Below are 21345 nucleotides of genomic sequence, written 5' to 3'. Positions count from 1 at the left end.
GGCGGTCCAATAGTCAGCACGAAAGACCAAAGTTTCAGGCTACTACGCCAATTTGAATAACTTAGGGAGAATTACCATGGCTGTCATTAATACCAATATTGCATCGCTGAATGCACAACGCAACTTGACTACATCGCAATCTGCGCTGAACACTTCCCTGCAACGTCTGTCTTCCGGTCTGCGTATTAATAGCGCGAAAGATGACGCTGCTGGTCTGGCAATTTCCGAACGTCTGTCTTCTCAAATCGGCGGCTTGAACCAAGCTGCACGTAATGCGAACGACGGTATCTCTCTGGCGCAAACCGCTGAGGGCGCTTTACAACAGATCGGTGCCAACTTGCAACGTATCCGTGACCTGGCCGTGCAATCTGCCAACGGCTCCAACAGCGTTTCTGATCGTGCCGCTCTGAACAACGAAGCAGGTCAGTTGATTTCTGAAATTAACCGCGTTGCCAGCAGCACCAACTTCAACGGCGTGAACCTGCTCGACGGTAGCTTCTCTGCACAAACTTTCCAAGTTGGTGCCAACGGTACATCAAACGATCAAATCAGTATCGCCTCCATCACCAGCGCAAAATCTAGCGCCCTGGGTGTGGGTGCATCTTCCAGCTACGCTACCACAGTAGCCGGTGCCGGTTCAGTTACCACGACAGCCCTGGCTGCCGGTGACCTGTCCATCAACGGCTTCCAGGTTGGCGCATCTGCAGCTGACGGTGTATCTTTCTCCAACTCCACAGGCAGCGGCATTGCAAAAGCAGCAGCAATCAATGCGATCAGCGGCAGCACAGGCGTAACTGCAACTGTAGGTTCGACAACCATTGCCGGTACAGCCAGCACATCCGCAACAGCGATTGCCTCCGGCGACGTCACTATTAACGGCGTGAATCTGGGTGCCTTGAATGCTTCGACTTCCGGCGCACAACGTGGTGCACAGGTAGCAGCTGCTGTAAATGCGATCAGCACACAAACTGGCGTTACTGCTACCTTCAATACAGCAACTGGTGCAGTTGCACTGGCTGCCGCTGATGGCCGTAACATCACTATTACAGCCAGCACCAACGCTGCTGCCGCTGCTGCCAACACAGGTATTACTGTATCGGCAACTGGCGCAACTGACGTCAGCACCTCGACACTGTCCCTGACTTCCACCAGCTCTGCCGGTATCACCCTGGCAAACGGTACTGGTACTGGTCTGACAGCTGCCAACCTGACTGGTGGTTTCACTTCTGCTTCGGTCACGGTCGGTGCGGGTGTCTCTTCACTGAATCTGGGTACCGCTGCCGGGGCCACCGCCGCGTTGTCGACCATTGATGCGGCGTTACAATCGATCAATAGCTCCCGCGCTTCTCTGGGTGCGTATCAAAACCGCTTCTCTTCCGCGATTGAAAGTTTGCAGACTAACTCTGAAAACTTGACAGCATCCCGCAGCCGTATCCGTGATGCAGACTTCGCCCAGGAAACAGCGGCTCTGACACGCGGTCAGGTCTTGCAACAAGCTGGTACAGCGATTTTGGCTCAGGCTAACGGTTTGCCAAACGGCGTTCTGGCCCTGTTGCGTGGCTAATAGCAGTAGGCTTATGTAAATTAGGTCTATACTTAAAGCATAAAGCATGTCCCCCTGGTCAACATTTTGACCAGGGGTATTTTTCTTGAAGGAAAAGATCATGGACATCCGATCGATAGGGAGCACTTCTCAATCTGGACAACTGATCACGGACAGACCAGCAGGAACTGACGCCAGTGCATCGGTACACAAGTCAGCGGCTGCTTCAACGCAAACCATCGATGCCGTCAAAGCTGCATCATCTGCATCGTCACCGCCAAGCATCGATAAAGTGACCAAGGCAGTCGACGATATCAATAAAACTATCCAATCTCTGTCACAGTCTCTAGAATTCAGTGTTGAGGAACATAGTAATAAAGTAGTCGTAAAGGTAATTGACCAGCAGACTAAAGAGGTATTGCGTCAGATTCCTTCCGAAGAAGCCCTTGAAATATCGCGTTCGCTAGATAAACTGCAAGGTCTCTTAATCAAACAGCAAGCTTAATCATTTATTTATTCAGTCTTACACCTAAATTTTAAATTGGCACGTAAATTCCCCTCTAAAGTCTAGTTTGCCTTAGCCGATAATTTAGTACAGTACGGTCTGACAAGGGGGAATAACGTGGGCATACAATCAACAGGCTTAGGCGCCAATCTGGACGTCAACGGTCTGATTTCAAAGTTAATGACGGTCGAGAGTCAGCCCCTGACCACATTGGCAACAAAAGAAGCCAGTTTTCAGGCCAAGCTGTCTGCGTATGGCACGCTGAACAGCGCACTCAGTGTTTTTCAGTCAAATGTTACCGGCCTCAGCAATCTGGGCACCTTTCAGTCACTGACTGCATCTGCTGGCGACAGCACTATCCTGTCAGCCACCACCACCAGTGTTTCCACCCAAGGCAGCTATAACGTCAATGTGACCAAGCTGGCACAGGCACAAACCATTTCCAGCGCAGGCCAGGTCAGCTCTACGGCCAGCATAGGCAGTGGCACCAGCACCACCATCAACTTCGAGTTTGGCACCATTACCGGTGGCACTTCGGCAAATGGTGTATATACAGGCTCCACCTTCACCCAGGATGCGACACAGTCGATAGGCACAGTCACGATAGATGGTGCCAATAATTCACTACAGGGCATACGCGATGCCATCAATGCCGCGAATGTAGGCGCAACTGCAGCCATTGTTGGCGACGGTAGTGCCACCCCTTACCATCTGGTTCTCACATCAGCCAAGACTGGTGCGACATCCAGTTTGAAAATCACGGCCACTGGCGATGCCGCCATACAAAGCCTGGTCAATTATGATCCGGCCGGCACCCAGAACCTGACAGAAACAACAACAGCACAAAACGCCGCGCTGACGGTCAACGGCATTGCCATTTCCAGCACGTCGAATGCAGTAACCGGTGCGATACAGGGCACCACACTGAATCTGAGCAAAGTCGGCACCACCAGTTTGTCACTGAGCGCCAATACCAGCGGTATCCAGTCGGCCATCAATGGTTTTGTAAAAGGTTTCAATGATTTCCAGTCAACATTAAAATCTCTGACTGGTTATGATGCCAGTACCCAGAAAGGTGGCATCCTGATCGGCGACTCTACCGCCAGGAACGTGCAAAGCCAGATCAGGTCGACATTAAGTGCAGCCGTCAATGGCCTGGGCGGGAACATTACCACCCTGTCCAGCATAGGTATCAGCTTTCAAAAAGATGGCACGCTTTCAATTGACTCATCCAAATTGCAGACGGCCCTAAGCAACAATTATTCAGAAATAAGCGGCTTGTTTGCTTCCGTCGGCAAAGCTACGGACAGTCTGGTCGGGTATAGCAGCTCGACTACGGCAACCAAGCAAGGTGCATATGGTCTGGAAGTAACCGCAATTGCTACTCAGGGCGGCTTAACGGGTAATCTGGATCTGACTACGGGCAACACGACCATTGCAGCCAATACCACCATCAATGTCACGCTGAATGGAAAAACCGCTGCCGTCGCACTGGCAGCAGGCTCGTACACTGCATCGTCGCTGGCGACGCTGTTGCAAACATCGATCAATGGCAATTCCACCTTCAAAGACAATGGTTCCACCGTCACTGCAACTATTGATGGCAGTGGTTTCCTGAAATTGCAATCGACCAACTATGGCAGTGCATCCAATGTCACCCTGGCGGATGGCACTGGCACTGGTGCTGCCAGCCTGACAGGTACTGTTCTTAACGGCACTGCCGGGGTGGATGTTGCGGGCAAACTGAATGGCATTACTGCCGCCGGCTCAGGGCAATACCTGACGGGTGCCACCGGCTCCGATGCAGAAGGCTTGAAAATACTGATCAGCGGTGGCGCACTCGGCGCACGCGGTACGGTCAATTTCTCCAGGGGTTATGCGTCGCAGGTAACTTCCCTGCTTTCCACGGTGGTCGGCACCTCTGGTTCAATTTCCAGCGCAACCGATGGTATCAACCGCAGCATCAAGGATATCGGCAAGCAGCGCGATATCCTGAACAGCCGCCTGTTTGACACAGAAGCACGTTATCGCGCGCAATTTACAGCCCTGGATACGATTGTGAGCAGCCTGAACAATACAAGTTCATTCCTGACACAGCAACTGGCGGCATTGACGTCCAGTACGAAGTAAAAGTAGTTAGCAGAATAGAAAATATCAGAGAGGATTAACCGCTATGTTTGGCTCATCTCAAGTACGTGGTGCAAATGCCTATGCCAAGGTCGGTATAGAGACTGGCGTGGTTGCTGCCAGCCCCCATAAATTGATCGTGATGCTTTTTGAAGGCGCAATCGTGGCGATCTCCAATGCTTCACAGCACTTAAGCAATGGAGAAATAGCCTCGAAAGGCCAGTCGATTTCCAAAGCAATTGCCATTATCGAAAATGGTCTGCGCGCCAGTCTCGATAAAAAAGTGGGGGGTGAAATAGCCGACAACCTTGACTCCCTGTATGAATACATGACCGCCCGCCTGATTAAGGCGAATCTGGAAAACAATGACGGCATGCTCAACGAAGTCAGAAATCTGTTAAAAGATCTGAAAGCCTCGTGGGAAGCAATCGCACCTGCCAGTGAAGCCGTCATGGAAGCGCCAAAAATGAACGTTGACCCACTGTCTCCTCGTCCTGCCAACTTTGTTGAGGCTTGAATCAAGATGAATAGTCTGGAACTGATTACATTGTACGAAAATGTTGCAACGATTACGGGCAATATGCTGGAAGCCGCCCGTTCGCGCGACTGGGAACTCTTGGGGCGACTGGAAAGCGATTGCTCAAGCCGTGTCCAGTTATTGCGTGAAAATGAAATCCCTTCCGATCTACCAGCCGATATGCGTGACAAAAAAATCCGCATCATCAAGCAGATACTGGCAGACGATAAGGAAATTCGCGATATTACCGAACCCTGGATGGCGCAATTATCGGACATGATGAAGAGCTCCAGCACCAGCCAGAAACTCTCCCGGGCTTACGGCGCTGGCAATAGCGCCTGACGCATATGCCTGCGCGGCTCGATATACTCACCAAACCCGTAGCCAATATCGAGGCACCGGCCGCCACGGCCGCGATTACCGAAACCAAGCAGGACATCACCCCAAGGCTGGCACAACTGGTCACGGGCCAGCTACTCAAGGGTGAGGTCCTGTCAAAACTGATGGATGGCAGTTTTACCGTCAGGGTAGCGGGTATAACAGCAAAAATGTTGTTACCCGAAGGTAGCAAGACCGGGGACCAAATCCCCTTGCGCCTGATTGGCACTGAACCACGCCCTACCTTTTTACTGGAAAGCGATACCGACGCCCACCTGTCCGGCAACCTGCCGCAATTATTGACACCCACCCCGGGCAAGCCCGGACTGCCTCCTACTTTACAGAATTATGTTGCGCCACAGCCAGCAGAAGCAGGCAAGGCAACACCTTTGCCTGCTACCGGCAACAACACCCCGGCCACAATTACTGAAGCCCCGTCCGAAACAGATGCCTCGGCAGTGGTCACCCTGTCCGGCAACAAAAGTACGTCACAAACCGGCAATGCCTTGCTGGACAAGGCGCTGACACCAGCGCTACCGCAGTTGGCAACATCAAAAATAACCGGAGCCATCGGCAACACCAATGCTGTCGACACCACTCCCGATCATTTGAGCAGTGCGCCCACCTCATTAAGCAATACCGGCAAATTAATAGACCAGATTTTGCAAACCGGACGCCAGACCGGCACCAAAACCAGTATCAGCAGCGATGTACCCATTCTTGCCAGTCCTGCAGAATTAAAAGACGGCATCAGGACTGCCGCCAAACTGCAAAATCAAATCAGTGCCAGCGGCCTGTTTTATGAATCGCATGTCGCGGAATGGGCGCAAGGCAAACGTGATATTACCGACATCCGCAATGAGCCACAGTCACAACTCGGTACATCCAGAGCAGCCGACAGTCTGCAGGCCGGCAATGCGACGCCCGTCAACAAGGAAATGGGGCAAATTATTCATCAGCAGCTCAATGTTTTGGAGCAAAATGTTGTACGATGGCAAGGAGAGCTTTTTCCCGGTCGGAAAATCGATTGGGAAATCCGGAAAGAAAGCGAACAAGCGCGACACAATCAGGTAGACAGTGAAGATAGCAGTTGGCAATCGGTCGTCAGCTTCGATCTCCCCAACCTGGGGAAAGTAACTGCAACCATCAACTTGCAGTCGAACAGCGTCGGTTTATCCTTGCGCGCCGCACAAAGTGACACGGTAACAGCATTAAAAAGCCATGCGAACGAGCTTGCCTCTGCATTGCAGATGGCCGGTTCGCCACTGATGTCTTTCGTTGTCAATCAAAATGAATGACCCCAAACCGCAGATTCAAAACGCTGTCGCCCTCGCCTATCAGAATGGCGATGCGGCACCACGTGTGGTTGCCAAGGGAAAAGGGCTGATCGCGGAAGAAATCATTGCCCGCGCCAAGGAGCATGGTGTGCACGTGCACCAATCCAAGGAACTGGTCTCATTATTGATGAAAGTCGATCTGGACCGAGATATTCCACCGGCTTTGTATCGCGCAGTTGCAGAACTTCTCGCTTGGCTTTACCATATTGATAAAGGAAATTCAGAAGCAATTTCGGAGACATCAGGGCAAAAACCGGTTTGATTGCCCATTTACTGAATGTGATTATAAAAATATGCCATCCTCACCTCCGAGCCTAGGTACAGAAAATCAGAGCCCCTTCCAGGTTGACTCCCGGCGGGAGATCGTCGGTTTGTTGCGTGGTTTAAGGGAAAGCAAACAATTGATCAGCATGCTGATCAATAGCGGTTCCGAAGTTTTTATCACATCCATCCTGGACGTTGACGACGCCAACAACTTAATCATTATTGACAGTGCACCAGGCCACCTGGCAAATCAGCGCATTATCGAGGCACCACGGGTGTCTTTTGAAGGCTTGCTGGACAAGATCAGCATACAGTTTTCTTCCGACAATGTGGAGTTGATCACATTTGAAGACCGCCCAGCCTTGCAGTTTACCATTCCGGCTACGATGGTACGTCTGCAAAGGCGGGAGTATTATCGTATCAACACCCCACTGTCGACGCCGATACGCGCCATGGTGCCGGTAAAGGTCGATACCCGGCAAGAAACCCTGAAACTGTCACTGGTCGACATCAGTTGCGGCGGCATCGCCATACTGGATGAAAAGAAAGCCATGGATAGCACCATAGGCGTTATCTATGAACATTGCAAACTTGATCTGCCCACCATAGGCTTAGTGGACGTGGTACTGCAAGTCAGAAATTCCCAGGACCTTATATTATTGAATGGCAAAACCAATCGCCGTCTGGGCTGCCAGTTCATCAACATGTCGAACAATGTACTGGCCAGTGTTCAGCGTTACATCATGAAACTGGAACGTGAGCGCAATGCCAAAATGACTGGCATACGGTAGTAGTAAAATACGTAGGCAGCAAAATACTATCCGCAGAAATACCAGGGGCAATTTGCCCCTTTCTTTTTTTGCACGGTCCCATCAATAAACAAACACTATCAGACTTAAATCGGACTTAAATCGGACTTAAATCTGCATATTCATGATGTCGTGATAGGCAGACACCAGCTTGTTTCTGACCTGGACCGTAGTCTGGAAAGAAATATTCGCTTTTTGCATGGAAATCATGACATCCGACAAGCTGACCTTGTCGTCGCCCATGGCAAATTTTTCACCCAGTTGTTGCGAACTCATCTGCGCCTGATTCACGCTATCCAGCGAGGCTTTCAGCGCATCTGCAAAATCGAGCTTGCCAGGACTGAGATTTTCCGCCTGATTGACTCCTAAACCTGCGCCGGCTTCCATTTTTGCCGCAGTTGCCTTCAACTGTGCCACCATGGCTTCTATGCGACTTGCGTCAATTCCGCCCATTTTCATCACATCACCTTTTTTTCGGACTTCTATGACTGCTACATTAGCACTTTGAAAATAAAGGCGAAGCTGGAAAAGAGCTGGAAAACCAGTGTTTTTCCTGCCTTTGATTTTGCTAATTCAGTGGAAAATTGGTATCAAGGAAAAAACTCAGCTCCGGACGTGCAAGCATGCAACTCATCGACACATTTATTGGTACAAGGTAATTTATGGCAACCGCAGAAAATACCGTACTTGCCCCACCAGGCCCTGCTCTGCCGAATATCTTCGGATTGCAGCAAACACCAGCCATTCGCAATGTATTCCTGGCGGTAGGTGCCGCTATTACACTGGCCATCATGGTAGGCGTATGGCTATGGAGCCAGCAACCCGATTACAAAGTCCTGTTTTCCAACTTCAATGACAGAGATGGCGGTGCCATCGTCGCCTCGCTGCAGCAATTGAATGTGCCCTACAAATATTCAGATGGCGGCAATGCCATCCTGGTGCCGGCCAACCAGGTCCATGATGCACGACTGAAACTGGCGGCACAGGGCTTGCCCAAGGGGGGCAATGTCGGTTTCGAGTTGATGGAAAACCAAAAACTGGGCATTTCGCAATTCCTGGAACAAGTCAATTTTCAACGTGCATTGGAAGGCGAACTGGCACGTTCCATACAGGCTGTTTCTGCAGTGCAGACGGCGCGCGTGCATCTGGCCATTCCCAAATCATCCGTATTCATCCGTGATCAGCAAAAACCCACGGCTTCGGTATTGCTGAACCTCTACCCCAGCCGCGTGATGGATCAGCAACAGGTTAGCGCCATCATCCACCTGGTCGCCAGCAGCGTACCAGAACTGTCTGCCAAGAGCGTCACCATCGTTGACCAGAATGGCAACTTGCTGTCCGACCCCAGCAAACAGATGGCGAATAATAATCTTGACCCTTCGCAATTGAAGTATGTACAGGAATATCAGGAAAACATCGTCAAACGCATAGAATCCATCATTTCACCCATCGTAGGCCCCAGCAATGTCAGGGCCGAAGCGACCGCGGATATCGACTTTTCCAGGACTGAACAAGCGGCCGAAAGCTATCGCCCCAACTCACCACCGGAAGCCTCGACCATACGCAGCCAGCAAACCAGCGAGTCTTACAATAAATCCGCCAATGCTTCCGGCATCCCTGGTGCATTGAGCAATCAACCACCGGTGCCTGCAACTGCACCCATCGTTGCCAGCGCAGCGGCTGCCGGTCAGGCTGGGGCTGCCGCAAACAGCGGCTTGATGCAGAAAGACTCGACCACCAACTTTGAGGTGGACAAGACCATCAAATATACTCAGCAGCCTATGGGTGGCGTCAAGCGGCTCTCGGTTGCCATCGTCGTTAATTACAGGACAGAAACCGATAAGGCAGGGAAAACCTCAACCCGGCCTTTGACTGACATAGAAAAAACACAAATCACTGATCTGGCCAGAGAAGCCATGGGCTTCAACAAAGATCGTGGTGATACACTGAATGTGGTCAATAGTCCATTTGCCAGCCCCGAAAAAGAACCTATAGTGGAATTACCGCTGTGGAAACAGCCAGATGTCATCCAGATGGCAAAAGAAATCGGGAAATATATCCTGGCGTTTATTGCCTTGGCTTACCTGTTTTTCGGTTACCTCAAACCCATGTTGTATAAAATGATGGGCAAGGATAAGGAAACACTGGAAGCGCTGGAAGCGGAAAAACAAAAAGCCCTGGAAGAAGAGCGCGAGGAAGAAGAAGCCGCCATCGTCAATCTTTCCAAAGAAGCAGAGCAGCAGAATACGCGCCATGGTTCTAGCTATGAGATGAACCTGGAAATGGCAAAAGCCTTGGCAAAAGAAGATCCAAGGATAGTCGCAAACGTTGTAAAGGCATGGGTCAGCAATGAGTGAAGACGGAATTCAAAAAGCAGCCACCCTGATGCTGGCGCTGGGTGAGGACGGTGCGGCCGAGGTCATGAAATATCTTGGCCCGCGTGAGGTGCAAAAGATCGGTGCCGCCATGGCTGCGATCGGCCCTATCCCGCATGAAGCCATCGCCAAAGTCCTGGATGACTTCAAGTCGGCGGCCGACCTCAGTTCTTCGGTCGGACTGGATTCGGATGAATATATCCGCAATGTGCTGACCAAGGCACTGGGTGATGACAAGGCAGCCTCTCTCCTGAACCGCATCCTGGGCGGCAAGGACGCCAGCGGCATAGAAAGCCTGAAGTGGATGGATTCACCTTCCGTTGCCGAACTGATCAAAAACGAGCATCCACAGATTATTGCCACCATCCTGGTTCATCTGGAAAGTGACCAGGCCTGTGAAATCCTGAACCAGTTCACCGAACGTTTGCGCAATGATATCGTGTTGCGTATCGCCACTCTGGATGGTATCCAGCCTACTGCCCTGCGTGAACTGAATGACGTACTGACCAAACTGTTGACCGGCAATGAAAGCCTGAAGAAAAAATCCATAGGCGGTGTGCGTGCAGCGGCTGAAATCCTGAACTTCATGAGCGGCGAAAACGAAGCCTCCGTCATGGACAATCTCAGGAAATATGACGGCGACATGGCCGAGAAGATCATGGATGAAATGTTTGTCTTTGATAATATTCTCGAGATTGACGACAAGGGCATACAACTGTTGCTGCGGGAAGTCCAGTCCGATTCACTGATCGTGGCCTTGAAGGGTGCGAATCAGGACATGCGTGAAAAAATATTCAAGAACATGTCACAGCGTGCAGCTGAAATGATGCGCGAAGATCTGGAATCCAAGGGACCGGTACGTCTGTCAGAAGTGGAAACACAGCAGAAACAGATCTTGCTGATCGTCCGTCGCCTGGCCGACGAAGGCCAGATCATGTTAGGCGCGAAAGGCGAAGACGCTTATGTCTAACCCGGTGCGTAGCGGTGATCTGACCGCCTTTCAACGCTGGGAAATGACCTCGTTTGGCGATAACCGCCCGGCCCAGGTCGAAGAGATCAAAGTGGCGACCGCCCAGGCCGCCGCCGTCGGCCGTATAGAAGCCGACAAACTGCGTGAGACTGCCCGGCAAGAAGGTTTCGCCGCTGGCTACAAGGAAGCCTATGAACGTGGCCTGAAAGATGGCCAGGAAACCGCCTATGCCGAAACCATGGAACAGGTGCAGGGTGAAATTCAATCCCTGCAGCAGATGGCGCAGGGGTTTTCGCAACAATTGCAGGCAGCCTCCGGACAAATGAGCAATGAAGTGCTGGAGCTGGCAATTGATCTGGCTAAAGCCATGCTAAAAACCAAATACGATACTGAACCGGAACTCATCCTGCCTATCGTTGAAGATGCGATTAACCAGATAAGCACGGTACAACAACCGGCACAGGTCTTGTTGCATCCGGATGATGCCGTCATCGTCAAAAACCATCTGGGTGAGTCACTGGCTGAAAACGGCTGGCGTATCGTCGCCGACCCGCATATGGAACGTGGCGGCTGCAAGCTGGAAACCCAGCACAACCTGCTGGATGCCAGTTATGCGACACGCTGGCAAAAACTCATGGATAGCATGCAACACAACTTTGTGAACGCAGTGTAGGTAAGCAGGCATCATGCAAGAAGCATATATCAGCGATTGGAAAGCCAGGCTACACAACAGCCGCGAGCAGCTATCGCATGTCAACACGACCTCGCTGTCAGGACGCGTCACCCGCGTCACCGGCCTGGTGATGGAAGCAGTTGGCCTCAGGCTGCCGGTAGGCAGTGCCTGTGCCATCCATTTACAGAGCGGTGCCAAAATCGATGCTGAAGTGGTCGGCTTCGAAGGTGAACGCCTTTTTCTGATGCCGCACAGCGATCTTGACGGCGTCACCCCTGGTGCCCCGGTGTTTCCGGCGGAACCGGAAGCCCATGAAGTAGTCAATCATCCACGCCGCCGCCCCAGCGACAGGAGCAGGCATTTACCGGTAGGTTATGAATTACTGGGTCGTGTTCTGGATGGCAATGGTCGCCCACTGGATACACTGGGGCCGCTGGGCACGCATGAATCCGCACCGCTGGGTGCGCGCATTTACAATCCGCTGGAACGCGCTCCCATCGTCGATACCCTGGATGTGGGCGTTAGGGCCATCAACAGCATGCTCAGCGTCGGCCGCGGGCAGCGTCTGGGTCTGTTCGCCGGTTCTGGCGTCGGTAAAAGCGTGTTGCTGGGCATGATGGCGCGCTACACGTCTGCCGACATCATCGTGGTTGGCCTGATTGGTGAGCGGGGTCGTGAGGTCAAGGAATTCATAGAACAAATTCTGGGGCCGGAAGGTCTGGCCCGTTCTGTGGTCGTGGCCGCCCCGGCGGATGCCCCGCCCCTGATGCGCCTGCAAGGTGCGGCCTATGCCACCACCATCGCCGAATATTTCAGGGACCAGGGACGCAGCGTACTACTGATCATGGATTCCCTGACCAGGTATGCCATGGCCCAAAGGGAAATCGCGCTCGCCATCGGCGAACCGCCAGCGACCAAGGGTTACCCACCATCCGTCTTTGCCAAACTGCCTATCCTGGTGGAACGTGCTGGCAATGGTAAAAGCGGCGGCGGTTCCATTACCGCTTTCTACACGGTCCTGACCGAGGGTGACGATCAGCAAGATCCGATTGCTGATGCCGCCCGGGCGATCCTGGATGGCCATATCGTATTGAACCGTACCCTGGCAGAAAGTGGCCATTACCCCGCTATTGACATAGAGCAATCGATCAGCCGGGCCATGCACAGCATTACCTCGCCAGAACATCAGCAGCTATCGAGAAAACTCAAGCAATTGTATTCGCGCTATGAACGCGCCAGGGACCTGATCAGCGTCGGTGCCTATTCGCCAGGCTCTGACCCCTTGCTGGATGAAGCAATCAGGTTGCATCCCAAAATAATTTCATTTTTACAACAAGATATCACGGAAAAAAGCAGCATACCGGAGAGCTTGGGGGCACTTCAGGCCCTATTCAACGGATAGAAACCTCCGATACCTACTATACTTGAATCACCATGGCACTAAAATCTCCCATCACCACACTGATCGAAATTGCAGAGAAAGAAGTTGACGACGCCGCCAAACTTCTGGGAAAGGCAATACGCGCTCATGAAGAGACGGAGAAAAAGCTCAGTTTGTTGCAGCAATACCGGGATGACTATGCCCAACGACTGCAGGATGGGGCAACAAAAGGTTTAAGTGCCGCGCAATACACGAATTTCCTGTCCTTCCTGGGTAAGCTGGATACTGCCATTGAAGGACAAAAGCAGGTGGTCATGGATGCGCAACACCGTATCATCATGGCAAAAAAAGAATGGCAATCGACAGAAAAAAAGCGTCTTTCCTATAACACTTTGCAAAATCGGGCCCATAACCTGATGCAAAAAAAAGAAGCCAAGCGCGACCAGAAGCAAACCGATGAAATGGCTGCCCGCGCCCTTTTTTATAAGCGTTAGTCAAAAATTTAACAGGTACTCCACATGCAAGCGACAACCTTACTGACTTCCCTGGACACACAGGCTGGAAGCGCTAGATCTGCCAAGACCACCACATCCAGCGACGCTGGAAACAACTTCAATCAACTGTTGAACCAAGAAATTTCCAACGTCAGAAAACCGGACAGCGACGCCAATCGCAATGTGAGCAAGCCTGCCGCTGCACCCAAGCCCAATAATCCCAATGCCAATACCAACGCCGCTGCCAGCAATTCCGGCAACAACGTTAACAACAATAACAATGCCAACAAACAAAATACTGCCGACAATGCCACCGGCACACCGGTAAAAAACAGCTCGCCAGCTGATGGTACCGATGACAGCAGCAAGCTCAGCAAAGAAGATGAAAACAACACAGCGCCTGCGGAAGATCTCAGCACCCAGATTCTGGCACTGGTAGGTAATCTTGCCCCTGCACCAGCAGTCACCGATGCCGGCAAGGCCAGCGCTGCGTCCGCCGATACCAAGGCCACTGACGCCTTGGCTGGTGTGGATGCCGGCGCACTCACTGCCGGCAATAACCTGGCTGCCCTGGCTGGCGACAGCAAGTCTGCCGAAACAGCCGACAAGCTGTTGGCCGCTAACGGTGCCAAGGCTGGTGGCACGGATCAGGCAGCCAGCGAAGCCGCAGCGACGGCAGCTGATTTCAATGCCATCGCTGCGCAGTTAATTGCTGGCAAGGCAACAGAAAAAGCCGGAAGCAAGGCCACAGACAAGACAGGGACCAATACCGGCCTGGACAACAAACTGGCAAGCAGTGATGCCGTACTGACCGCCGCTCCAGTGCTGGCTCCGGCACCGAAAGATGCCGCCGTCAAACCTGATAGCCCAGCACTGGCAGATGCAGGTAAAACGGAAGTGACTACCAGCGACCTGGCACTGGGTAGCAAAGCCTCAGACAAGGCTGCCAATGCCACTGCGACTACCGCTGCCGACACGATCAAAACTTTCGCCAGCGATGTCGCACAAGCCCGCGATACGCTGACAGACAAGCTAGCCGACATCAAGCCTGCTGAAAGCAGCAAGGAAACACCGCAGGTCATCGCCCCGATACCCATTGCCACTCAGGCCGTCAGCAATGCGCAAGCCAATGCGGCGAATGCCATGGCAATCGACCATATCAGCCCACGCGTCGGCAATCCCGGCTGGGATAAGGCGGTTGGCCAAAAAGTGGTCTGGATGGTCGGTGAAGCCATGCAGTCTGCCGAATTGACGCTGAACCCGCCCGATCTTGGTCCTCTGCAAGTCGTACTGAAACTCAGCAATGACCAGGCCAATGCCAGCTTTACTGCTGCCCAGCCAGAAGTCAGGGAAGCACTGGAAGCAGCCATACCCAGACTGCGCCAGATGCTGAGCGATGCCGGTGTACAACTGACAGGTTTTTCAGTCAATTCACAGGCTGCCGGTCAGGGGCAAAACTTTGCTGAGCAACAAACCCGGAGTACAGGCACCTCACGTCAGAGCAGCGATCTTGGCGACAATACAACGGTAGCCGCAACCGGCAGCACCCAGGCTAAAGTCCGGGTTAGCAATGGCGTGGTCGATACCTTTGCCTGATCACGGTAAAAACCGGGACACCATCTCACTTCCGGCCAGGCAAGGCTTGAGACCTTTCCTGGTTTGCATGTCGGCTTACATATCGGCTTGCCCTGCATATCCAGAACGCTGAAGAAGCTGACACCTGGTTCCAGCAAGCATCTGTTGAATATCAGCTAAATTCACGATCTCCCCGTGTTTCGCTGGCGCGTGTCTGGAAAAAAACACCTACATGCATGTAGAATGATTGCCAAAGGCTAAATCCATGAAGCTAAAGGTAGTTGGCAATAGCTGACTGTAGCTGACGGTGAATAGATGCATGCCCTTGTTTTCATCACGCAAATGACAGAGCTAAGCTGAAATACACCTTCTTTTTCTTGGATATTAAAAGCCTCTTATCAACGATAATACCTATAAATCATGGCAATAAGTGCCCATCGAGAGGAAAACCATGGCGAAAGCACCAGCAAAAGCAGCGACTGAAACAGGTGATGCCCCACCAGCGGGCAAATCTAAAAAGAAACTCCTTATCATGATCGCCGCCGCCGTTTTTCTATTGGTGGTAATTGGTGGTGGAACGGCTATTTTTCTTTCTAAAAAAGGTTCCGCCAACAAAGAAAAAGAACACAAGGCAGAACCTGCAAAAGCACCTGTATTCCTGGCGCTGGAAGCATTCACCGTCAACCTGCAATCGGATGGTGGCGATAAATACCTGCAAATCAGCATGACACTGCAGGTACAGGATGAAGAACAGGTCAACCTGATCAAGGCCAACATGCCACAAGTACGCAGCCGCCTGCTATTGCTGCTGTCGAGCAAGGATGCAACAGAGATTTTGTCCGCTGAAGGCAAGGAAAAACTGGTCAATGAAGTCATTGAAAAAGTCAGCCTGCCGTTTGTAGCCAAAGGGGAGCCGCAAAAAGTGAGTGGCGTATTCTTTACTTCTTTCGTCGTTCAATAAACCATGTCAGATAATTTTCTCTCCCAGGAAGAAGTTGATGCCCTTTTAAAGGGTGTCACGGGAGATCAGGACGATTCGCAGTCACTGGAGGATACCTCCGGTGTCCGGCCCTACAATCTTGCCACGCAAGAGCGTATCGTCCGCGGCCGCATGCCGACACTGGAAATTATCAACGAACGTTTTGCCCGCCTGCTACGCATCGGTTTATTTAATTTCCTGCGTCGCAGTGCAGAAGTATCGGTAGGTACCGTCAGGGTTTCCAAATACAGTGAATTCATCCGTAACCTGGTGGTGCCGACCAATCTGAACCTGGTTCACATGAAGCCTTTGCGCGGCACCTCGCTGATCGTGCTTGATCCTGGCCTGGTGTTTTTGCTGGTGGATAATCTGTTTGGTGGCGATGGCCGCTTCCACACACGCGTGGAAGGTCGTGACTTCACCCAGACCGAGCAGCGTATTATTCACCGCATACTGGAAATCATTTTTGAAACCTATTCCAAATCATGGGAGCCGGTCTATCCCATCGAGTTTGAATACATACGTTCAGAAATGAACACCCAGTTCGCCAATATTGCCACCCCGAATGAAGTGGTGGTGTCCACCACCTTCACGATAGAACTGGGGCCGGTCAGTGGTGAGATGCATCTGTGCATGCCCTATTCCACCATAGAACCTATCCGCGACATCCTGACCAGTAGCCTGCAGGGTGAAACGCTGGAAGTGGATAAGCGCTGGGTGCGCCTGATGACGCAGCAGATACAGATTGCCGAAGTAGAAATCGTCGCCGACCTGGGGACCACCCGCGTCACCCTGGGTGACATTTTGAACATGAAAGAAGGTGATGTGATTCCTTTAACCATCCCCGACATCATTTCAGCCAAGGTGGATGGCACCCCGGTGATGGAGTGCAAGTATGGAGTATTTAACGGACAATATGCTTTACGCGTTGAGAAACTGATCAGTTCCAGCGTACAGGAAGTAGCACAAGGAGAGAACCATGGATGATAACGGCGACGCACCAATCAGTGAAGATGATTGGGGTGCTGCAATTGCAGAGCAGGAAAAGGCAGAAGCCGCGGCCGCAGAAAAGAGCGAACCACAGCCCAGTGCTGCCATTTTCAAGGAATTCAGCGGTAAAAGCCAGGCACCGGAAACCCATAATGACATCGACTTCATTCTGGATATCCCGGTACAACTGACCGTGGAATTGGGTAGGACCAAAATCGCCATCAAGAACCTGCTGCAATTGGCACAGGGTTCGGTGGTGGAACTCGATGGTCTGGCTGGCGAACCGATGGACGTGCTGGTCAATGGCTGCCTGATTGCCCAGGGCGAGGTGGTAGTTGTGAATGACAAGTTTGGTATCCGCCTGACCGATATCGTCACGCCTGCCGAGCGCATACGCAAATTGAACAAATGACGTATTTACCACGTATTTATGCTGTGCTGGCAACAGCAGCCTGGTCGGGCACTGTGCTGGCCGCAGACACGCCTGCTGTTTCACCCAGTGGTGGACTGCTGCAGATCATCATGGCCTTGCTGCTGGTACTGGCACTGGTGGTCGCTGCTGCATGGGTCATGAAGCGCCTGGGCCCGATACAGGGTGGTAACAAAATCCAGGTCAAGATCATCGGTGGCATCAACGTTGGTAACCGTGAACGCGTGATGGTGGTGGAAGTTGCCGATCAATGGTTGATCCTCGGTGTCACAGCCAACAATATCAATAATCTGGGCAGCATGCCGAAACAGGAAGAGTTGTTACTGCAGGCTGCACAGGCACAGACCAATGATCCCTTTTCTGCATGGTTGAAACGAACGCTGGATAAACGTTCCACCGAACGATCTGAAAACAAGTAATTACATCTGCATGAAAACTTTGCGCTCTTCCCTGCCACTGGTATGGCTTGCCATTTTCCTGAGTGGCCTGCTATTGCCTGAACTGGCTTTTTCACAAACGACGGGTGGCTTGCCAGCCATTACGACAAGCCCTGCTGCCGGCGGCGGGCAGAATTATTCGCTGAGTATTCAAACCCTGCTGTTCCTGACGGCGCTCAGCTTTATCCCGGCAGCATTGCTGATGATGACGAGTTTCACCCGCATCATCATCGTATTGTCCTTGTTGAGACAGGCCCTGGGTACGCAGTCAGCGCCACCGAATCAGGTAATGGTCGGGCTGTCACTGTTTTTGACCCTGTTTGTCATGGGGCCGGTGTTTGACAAAATCTATGCTGAAGCCTATTTGCCATTCACTGAAAACAAAATCACCATGCAAGTGGCGATGGACAAAGGTGTCACACCGCTCAAGCAATTCATGATGAAACAGACCAGGCAATCGGATCTGGCGCTGTACGTCAAATTATCGAATACCCCACAATTGCAGGGGCCCGAAGATGTGCCGCTGCGCATCCTGATACCCGCCTTCATCACCAGTGAATTGAAAACCGCCTTTCAAATCAGCTTTGCCATTTTCATCCCCTTTCTGATCATCGATATGGTGGTTGCCAGTGTGCTCATGTCCATGGGTATGATGATGGTATCGCCTGCGATTGTCTCCCTGCCCTTCAAGTTGATGCTGTTTGTCCTGGTGGATGGCTGGCAATTATTGATAGGCTCACTCGCACAAAGTTTTTATTAAGGCTTTATTAAGGCTAATTATGACCCCGGATAGCGTAATGACACTCGGCCGCCAAGCCATGGAAGTGACCCTGATGGTTTCGGCCCCTTTACTGCTGGTAGCACTGGGCATAGGTTTGATCGTCAGTATTTTTCAGGCCGCCACCCAGATCAATGAAACCACCTTGTCTTTCATTCCCAAGCTGATAGGTATCTTTGTCACCCTGATTATCGCCGGCCCCTGGATGCTGACCATCCTGACGGATTACATGCGCCAGATGTTTACCAGCATCGCAACCATGGCGGGATAGGTACCGACATCCATCGCGCTGACATGTCACACCCATGATTTCCTTTTCCAGCAATGAGCTGATCGCACTGATCAATTCTTTTATCTGGCCGCTGACCCGCATACTGGGCATGATTGCTGTTGCCCCGCCTTTCGGCAACAATACCATCCCGGTGCAGATCAAGCTGGCGCTGGGCATCGTGCTGTCACTGATCGTTGCCCCCACCCTGCCCGCCGTTCCCGCACTGGATCCGGTATCGCTGAATGGCATACTGGTGCTGTCACAGCAATTGATCATCGGCATGGGCATGGGTTTTGTCATGCGCGTCGTGTTTTCTGCCATAGAAATGGCAGGCGAGGTAGCGGGCCTGACCATGGGCCTGGGTTTTGCCACATTCTTTGATCCGCAGACACAGGGGCGCTCCTCGGCAATCGCCCAGTTTCTGGTGCTGACAGCCACCCTGCTCATGCTGACTGCGAATGTACACCTGTCCATGCTGGCCACACTGGTTGAAAGCTTCCAGACCATACCGATTTCTACCACTTTTCAGACCGGGCTGAATTATCAGAAAATGGCGCTATGGGGTGAGCAGATTTTCAGTGTGGGCATGCACTTGTCCCTGCCTATCGTGGCCGCCTTGCTGGTCACCAACGTGGCATTGGGCATACTGACACGTGCCGCCCCGCAGTTGAATTTATTCGGTATCGGCTTCCCGATTACCATAGGTGTCGGGTTTTTGATGCTGGCGCTGATCCTGCCTTATCTGCTGGTGCCGCTGGAAAACCTGTTTCAGCAAGGCATAGAAGCCATGCAGGCCGTGGGCCAGCCGAATGTTCAGCCGCCTGCTAAACCTTCGACCTTGCCACCAGCCCTCCAACCCAAATAGATAATTATGCAAACCATGGGCAATCAGGATGACAGGCTGAATTGCCTGTACAGCGTGGCAGAAATTCGCGCGATAGAAACGCATGCCCTGGCCACGCAACTTGATCAAGGCAAGCAAGATACTTTATCGCTGATGCAGAAAGCCGGGCTGGCCGCCGCCAATCTGGCCACGGAACTGCTCGTTCAGCCACAGGCGTCGCCACATGCGCAACCACCTGCCCAGGCACCAGCAAAAATCCTGAAAGTACTGATATTGGCTGGCCCTGGCAATAATGGCGGCGACGCCTTCGAAGTCGCTGCGATTTTGTCAGCACGTGGCCATGCTGTGTATGTCGTGCAATGTGGTGATACGGCAAATTATTCCAGCGATGCCCTGTCCAGCCTGCACAAAGCGCAGGGGCACAAGGTGCAATGGATCGATGCAGCCAGCCTGGCGACCTTGCCTGCCGATTGGGCACTGATCATCGATGGCCTGTTTGGCATAGGCCTGAAACGCGCGCCCGCAGGCAACATCGCCAGTCTGATACGGGACATCAACAAGCTCGCTGCAGAGACTGCAATCCCATTGCTGGCACTGGATGTGCCCAGCGGTTTGAATGCCGATACAGGACAAGTTACCGGTGTTGATGGCAGCGCTATTTGTGCAACGCATACCATCAGCTTCATCGGCAATAAGCCGGGCCTGCATACCGGCGCAGGGCGAGATTATGCTGGTCAGGTCAGCGTGGCGACACTGGATATTCCGGCGAATTTTTTTCCGCCCGCCAGGGCCTGCCTGAATACTGCAAAATCACTGCAGGCCATACTGCAGCCGCGCCGACAAAACAGCCACAAAGGCAGTTACGGTGATGTCGTCATCATAGGGGGTGCCAGCGGCATGGTGGGTGCCGCCATCCTCGCTGCGAGGGCGGCACAATTTTCTGGTGCCGGACGCATTTATTGCGGCATTCCTGATGCAGCACCATTAGCACCGCCAGCACCACCAGCGCCACCGTATGACAGCCTGCACCCGGAAATCATGTTTCGCGTTCCCGAAGAACTGGATTTTAATCACCGTCATGTCGTCATCGGCCCCGGACTGGGCATGTCGGCATCCGTACAGGCTTTGCTGACCAGGGCCATCAATACCGCCCAGACACTGGTGATCGATGCCGATGCACTGAACCTGATCGCTGCGGATCAGGCGCTTGCCCGACTCCTGGCAGCCAGGACTGCAGCCAGCGTGCTTACCCCGCACCCGCTGGAAGCCGCCCGGTTGTTACAGCAAGATGTGACCGAGGTACAGGCAGACCGTCTGCTTGCGGCGCGCAAACTGGCACAGCAATTGAATGCCGTTGTCGTATTGAAAGGATCGGGCAGCATCATTTGTGAAGCAAATGGAGATTTGTCCATCAACACCAGCGGCAACCCGGCACTGGCCAGCGGCGGCACTGGTGACGTATTGGCTGGTGTCACCGGCGCTTTACTGGCACAGGGCTGCACTGCCACAGAAGCAGCAAGAATTGCTGTCTGGGCACACGGTTACGCGGCAGATGAACTGGTGGCGCAAGGGATTGGCCCCATAGGTCTGACTGCCAGTGAATTGCTGCCTGTCATCAGGAAAAACCTGAACCGACTGGTAATGGCTTGACCAAAAAACTGACCAAGA

23 protein-coding genes are annotated in these 21345 nt (G+C 52.5%); 22 read left to right on the top strand and 1 reads right to left on the bottom strand.

All coding sequences use genetic code 11. The features are described from left to right. The first annotated feature begins 76 nt into the window (after nucleotides 1-76). The 8 genes from ACO0K9_RS01815 to ACO0K9_RS01780 all read left to right on the top strand — a co-directional run bounded on the left by ACO0K9_RS01815 (nucleotide 77) and on the right by ACO0K9_RS01780 (nucleotide 7462). Nucleotides 77-1564: a flagellin gene (locus tag ACO0K9_RS01815; protein ID WP_422981166.1), complete on the top strand. Its 1488-nt coding sequence runs from the start codon at nucleotides 77-79 to the stop codon at nucleotides 1562-1564. Nucleotides 1565-1664: 100 nt separating this feature from the next. Next, entirely contained in the window at nucleotides 1665-2048 is a 384-nt protein-coding gene (locus tag ACO0K9_RS01810) for a flagellar protein FlaG (RefSeq protein ID WP_422981164.1), read from the top strand. A gap of 117 nt (nucleotides 2049-2165) precedes the next feature. After that, the gene (gene fliD, locus ACO0K9_RS01805) at nucleotides 2166-4178 is read left to right on the top strand and encodes a flagellar filament capping protein FliD (RefSeq protein ID WP_422981162.1); all 2013 of its coding nucleotides are present in this window, start codon (nucleotides 2166-2168) and stop codon (nucleotides 4176-4178) included. A 43-nt stretch (nucleotides 4179-4221) separates the two neighbouring features. Further along, nucleotides 4222-4692 carry a flagellar export chaperone FliS gene (gene fliS / locus ACO0K9_RS01800; RefSeq protein WP_422981160.1) on the top strand — a complete coding sequence of 157 codons (471 nt, stop codon included), beginning with the start codon at nucleotides 4222-4224 and terminating at the stop codon, nucleotides 4690-4692. A gap of 6 nt (nucleotides 4693-4698) precedes the next feature. Then, on the top strand, nucleotides 4699-5034 hold the full coding sequence (locus ACO0K9_RS01795) for a flagellar protein FliT (RefSeq protein ID WP_422981158.1): 336 nt from the start codon (nucleotides 4699-4701) through the stop codon (nucleotides 5032-5034). Nucleotides 5035-5039: 5 nt separating this feature from the next. Then, on the top strand, nucleotides 5040-6368 hold the full coding sequence (locus ACO0K9_RS01790; protein WP_422981156.1) for a flagellar hook-length control protein FliK: 1329 nt from the start codon (nucleotides 5040-5042) through the stop codon (nucleotides 6366-6368). Continuing rightward, nucleotides 6361-6669 carry an EscU/YscU/HrcU family type III secretion system export apparatus switch protein gene (locus ACO0K9_RS01785; RefSeq protein ID WP_422981154.1) on the top strand — a complete coding sequence of 103 codons (309 nt, stop codon included), beginning with the start codon at nucleotides 6361-6363 and terminating at the stop codon, nucleotides 6667-6669. The genes ACO0K9_RS01790 and ACO0K9_RS01785 overlap by 8 nt, the downstream gene beginning before the upstream one ends. A 31-nt stretch (nucleotides 6670-6700) precedes the next feature. Next, on the top strand, nucleotides 6701-7462 hold the full coding sequence (locus ACO0K9_RS01780) for a flagellar brake protein (protein WP_422981152.1): 762 nt from the start codon (nucleotides 6701-6703) through the stop codon (nucleotides 7460-7462). Between the two features lie 126 nt (nucleotides 7463-7588). On the opposite strand, the gene fliE is transcribed toward ACO0K9_RS01780, so the two are convergent. Continuing rightward, complete coding sequence (gene fliE, locus ACO0K9_RS01775; RefSeq protein ID WP_422981150.1) at nucleotides 7589-7939, bottom strand: flagellar hook-basal body complex protein FliE; 351 nt, start codon at nucleotides 7937-7939, stop codon at nucleotides 7589-7591. 203 nt (nucleotides 7940-8142) lie between these two features. Between fliE and fliF the strand changes: the two genes are divergently transcribed. The 14 genes from fliF (at nucleotide 8143) to ACO0K9_RS01705 (ending at nucleotide 21327) form a co-directional block, all read left to right on the top strand. Continuing rightward, nucleotides 8143-9837, top strand: a complete 1695-nt coding sequence (gene fliF, locus ACO0K9_RS01770) for a flagellar basal-body MS-ring/collar protein FliF (protein WP_422981148.1) — start codon at nucleotides 8143-8145, stop codon at nucleotides 9835-9837. Continuing rightward, nucleotides 9830-10825, top strand: a complete 996-nt coding sequence (gene fliG / locus ACO0K9_RS01765; RefSeq protein ID WP_422981146.1) for a flagellar motor switch protein FliG — start codon at nucleotides 9830-9832, stop codon at nucleotides 10823-10825. The genes fliF and fliG overlap by 8 nt, the downstream gene beginning before the upstream one ends. After that, nucleotides 10818-11498: a flagellar assembly protein FliH gene (locus ACO0K9_RS01760; RefSeq protein WP_422981144.1), complete on the top strand. Its 681-nt coding sequence runs from the start codon at nucleotides 10818-10820 to the stop codon at nucleotides 11496-11498. The genes fliG and ACO0K9_RS01760 overlap by 8 nt, the downstream gene beginning before the upstream one ends. A gap of 13 nt (nucleotides 11499-11511) precedes the next feature. Beyond that, nucleotides 11512-12900 (top strand): flagellar protein export ATPase FliI, encoded by a 1389-nt coding sequence (gene fliI / locus ACO0K9_RS01755; RefSeq protein WP_422981142.1) that lies wholly within the window; start codon nucleotides 11512-11514, stop codon nucleotides 12898-12900. Between the two features lie 32 nt (nucleotides 12901-12932). Continuing rightward, nucleotides 12933-13373 carry a flagellar export protein FliJ gene (fliJ, locus tag ACO0K9_RS01750; RefSeq protein WP_422981140.1) on the top strand — a complete coding sequence of 147 codons (441 nt, stop codon included), beginning with the start codon at nucleotides 12933-12935 and terminating at the stop codon, nucleotides 13371-13373. 24 nt (nucleotides 13374-13397) lie between these two features. Beyond that, a complete protein-coding gene (locus ACO0K9_RS01745) occupies nucleotides 13398-14969 on the top strand; it encodes a flagellar hook-length control protein FliK (RefSeq protein WP_422981139.1) in 1572 nt (523 codons plus the stop codon). Between the two features lie 430 nt (nucleotides 14970-15399). Beyond that, the gene (gene fliL, locus ACO0K9_RS01740; RefSeq protein WP_422981137.1) at nucleotides 15400-15909 is read left to right on the top strand and encodes a flagellar basal body-associated protein FliL; all 510 of its coding nucleotides are present in this window, start codon (nucleotides 15400-15402) and stop codon (nucleotides 15907-15909) included. Nucleotides 15910-15912: 3 nt separating this feature from the next. Then, nucleotides 15913-16914 carry a flagellar motor switch protein FliM gene (gene fliM, locus ACO0K9_RS01735; protein ID WP_422981135.1) on the top strand — a complete coding sequence of 334 codons (1002 nt, stop codon included), beginning with the start codon at nucleotides 15913-15915 and terminating at the stop codon, nucleotides 16912-16914. After that, nucleotides 16907-17329 carry a flagellar motor switch protein FliN gene (gene fliN, locus ACO0K9_RS01730; protein WP_422981133.1) on the top strand — a complete coding sequence of 141 codons (423 nt, stop codon included), beginning with the start codon at nucleotides 16907-16909 and terminating at the stop codon, nucleotides 17327-17329. The genes fliM and fliN overlap by 8 nt, the downstream gene beginning before the upstream one ends. Beyond that, the gene (gene fliO / locus ACO0K9_RS01725; protein WP_422981131.1) at nucleotides 17326-17766 is read left to right on the top strand and encodes a flagellar biosynthetic protein FliO; all 441 of its coding nucleotides are present in this window, start codon (nucleotides 17326-17328) and stop codon (nucleotides 17764-17766) included. The genes fliN and fliO overlap by 4 nt, the downstream gene beginning before the upstream one ends. A gap of 10 nt (nucleotides 17767-17776) precedes the next feature. Next, nucleotides 17777-18544 (top strand): flagellar type III secretion system pore protein FliP, encoded by a 768-nt coding sequence (gene fliP, locus ACO0K9_RS01720; RefSeq protein WP_422981129.1) that lies wholly within the window; start codon nucleotides 17777-17779, stop codon nucleotides 18542-18544. 19 nt (nucleotides 18545-18563) lie between these two features. Then, nucleotides 18564-18833, top strand: a complete 270-nt coding sequence (gene fliQ, locus ACO0K9_RS01715) for a flagellar biosynthesis protein FliQ (RefSeq protein ID WP_422981127.1) — start codon at nucleotides 18564-18566, stop codon at nucleotides 18831-18833. Between the two features lie 34 nt (nucleotides 18834-18867). After that, complete coding sequence (gene fliR, locus ACO0K9_RS01710) at nucleotides 18868-19698, top strand: flagellar biosynthetic protein FliR (protein WP_422981125.1); 831 nt, start codon at nucleotides 18868-18870, stop codon at nucleotides 19696-19698. A gap of 6 nt (nucleotides 19699-19704) precedes the next feature. Beyond that, on the top strand, nucleotides 19705-21327 hold the full coding sequence (locus ACO0K9_RS01705; RefSeq protein ID WP_422981123.1) for an NAD(P)H-hydrate dehydratase: 1623 nt from the start codon (nucleotides 19705-19707) through the stop codon (nucleotides 21325-21327). The last annotated feature ends 18 nt before the right edge of the window (nucleotides 21328-21345 follow it).

Origin of the sequence: Undibacterium sp. Ji50W, assembly GCF_049340445.1 — a bacterium.
In the GTDB taxonomy this organism is placed as follows: Bacteria; Pseudomonadota; Gammaproteobacteria; order Burkholderiales; family Burkholderiaceae_D; genus Undibacterium.
This window is presented reverse-complemented; position numbering and strand designations above follow the sequence as displayed.

Bases quoted from the DNA above. Each gene is read 5' to 3' on its own strand.
- ACO0K9_RS01815 (WP_422981166.1), top strand. From the start codon at position 77: ATGGCTGTCATTAATACCAATATTGCATCGCTGAATGCACAACGCAAC.
- ACO0K9_RS01810 (WP_422981164.1), top strand. From the start codon at position 1,665: ATGGACATCCGATCGATAGGGAGCACTTCTCAATCTGGACAACTGATC.
- fliS (WP_422981160.1), top strand. From the start codon at position 4,222: ATGTTTGGCTCATCTCAAGTACGTGGTGCAAATGCCTATGCCAAGGTC.
- ACO0K9_RS01795 (WP_422981158.1), top strand. From the start codon at position 4,699: ATGAATAGTCTGGAACTGATTACATTGTACGAAAATGTTGCAACGATT.
- ACO0K9_RS01790 (WP_422981156.1), top strand. From the start codon at position 5,040: ATGCCTGCGCGGCTCGATATACTCACCAAACCCGTAGCCAATATCGAG.
- ACO0K9_RS01785 (WP_422981154.1), top strand. From the start codon at position 6,361: ATGAATGACCCCAAACCGCAGATTCAAAACGCTGTCGCCCTCGCCTAT.
- ACO0K9_RS01780 (WP_422981152.1), top strand. From the start codon at position 6,701: ATGCCATCCTCACCTCCGAGCCTAGGTACAGAAAATCAGAGCCCCTTC.
- fliE (WP_422981150.1), bottom strand. From the start codon at position 7,939: ATGAAAATGGGCGGAATTGACGCAAGTCGCATAGAAGCCATGGTGGCA.
- fliF (WP_422981148.1), top strand. From the start codon at position 8,143: ATGGCAACCGCAGAAAATACCGTACTTGCCCCACCAGGCCCTGCTCTG.
- fliG (WP_422981146.1), top strand. From the start codon at position 9,830: ATGAGTGAAGACGGAATTCAAAAAGCAGCCACCCTGATGCTGGCGCTG.
- ACO0K9_RS01760 (WP_422981144.1), top strand. From the start codon at position 10,818: ATGTCTAACCCGGTGCGTAGCGGTGATCTGACCGCCTTTCAACGCTGG.
- fliI (WP_422981142.1), top strand. From the start codon at position 11,512: ATGCAAGAAGCATATATCAGCGATTGGAAAGCCAGGCTACACAACAGC.
- fliJ (WP_422981140.1), top strand. From the start codon at position 12,933: ATGGCACTAAAATCTCCCATCACCACACTGATCGAAATTGCAGAGAAA.
- ACO0K9_RS01745 (WP_422981139.1), top strand. From the start codon at position 13,398: ATGCAAGCGACAACCTTACTGACTTCCCTGGACACACAGGCTGGAAGC.
- fliL (WP_422981137.1), top strand. From the start codon at position 15,400: ATGGCGAAAGCACCAGCAAAAGCAGCGACTGAAACAGGTGATGCCCCA.
- fliM (WP_422981135.1), top strand. From the start codon at position 15,913: ATGTCAGATAATTTTCTCTCCCAGGAAGAAGTTGATGCCCTTTTAAAG.
- fliN (WP_422981133.1), top strand. From the start codon at position 16,907: ATGGATGATAACGGCGACGCACCAATCAGTGAAGATGATTGGGGTGCT.
- fliO (WP_422981131.1), top strand. From the start codon at position 17,326: ATGACGTATTTACCACGTATTTATGCTGTGCTGGCAACAGCAGCCTGG.
- fliP (WP_422981129.1), top strand. From the start codon at position 17,777: ATGAAAACTTTGCGCTCTTCCCTGCCACTGGTATGGCTTGCCATTTTC.
- fliQ (WP_422981127.1), top strand. From the start codon at position 18,564: ATGACCCCGGATAGCGTAATGACACTCGGCCGCCAAGCCATGGAAGTG.
- fliR (WP_422981125.1), top strand. From the start codon at position 18,868: ATGATTTCCTTTTCCAGCAATGAGCTGATCGCACTGATCAATTCTTTT.
- ACO0K9_RS01705 (WP_422981123.1), top strand. From the start codon at position 19,705: ATGCAAACCATGGGCAATCAGGATGACAGGCTGAATTGCCTGTACAGC.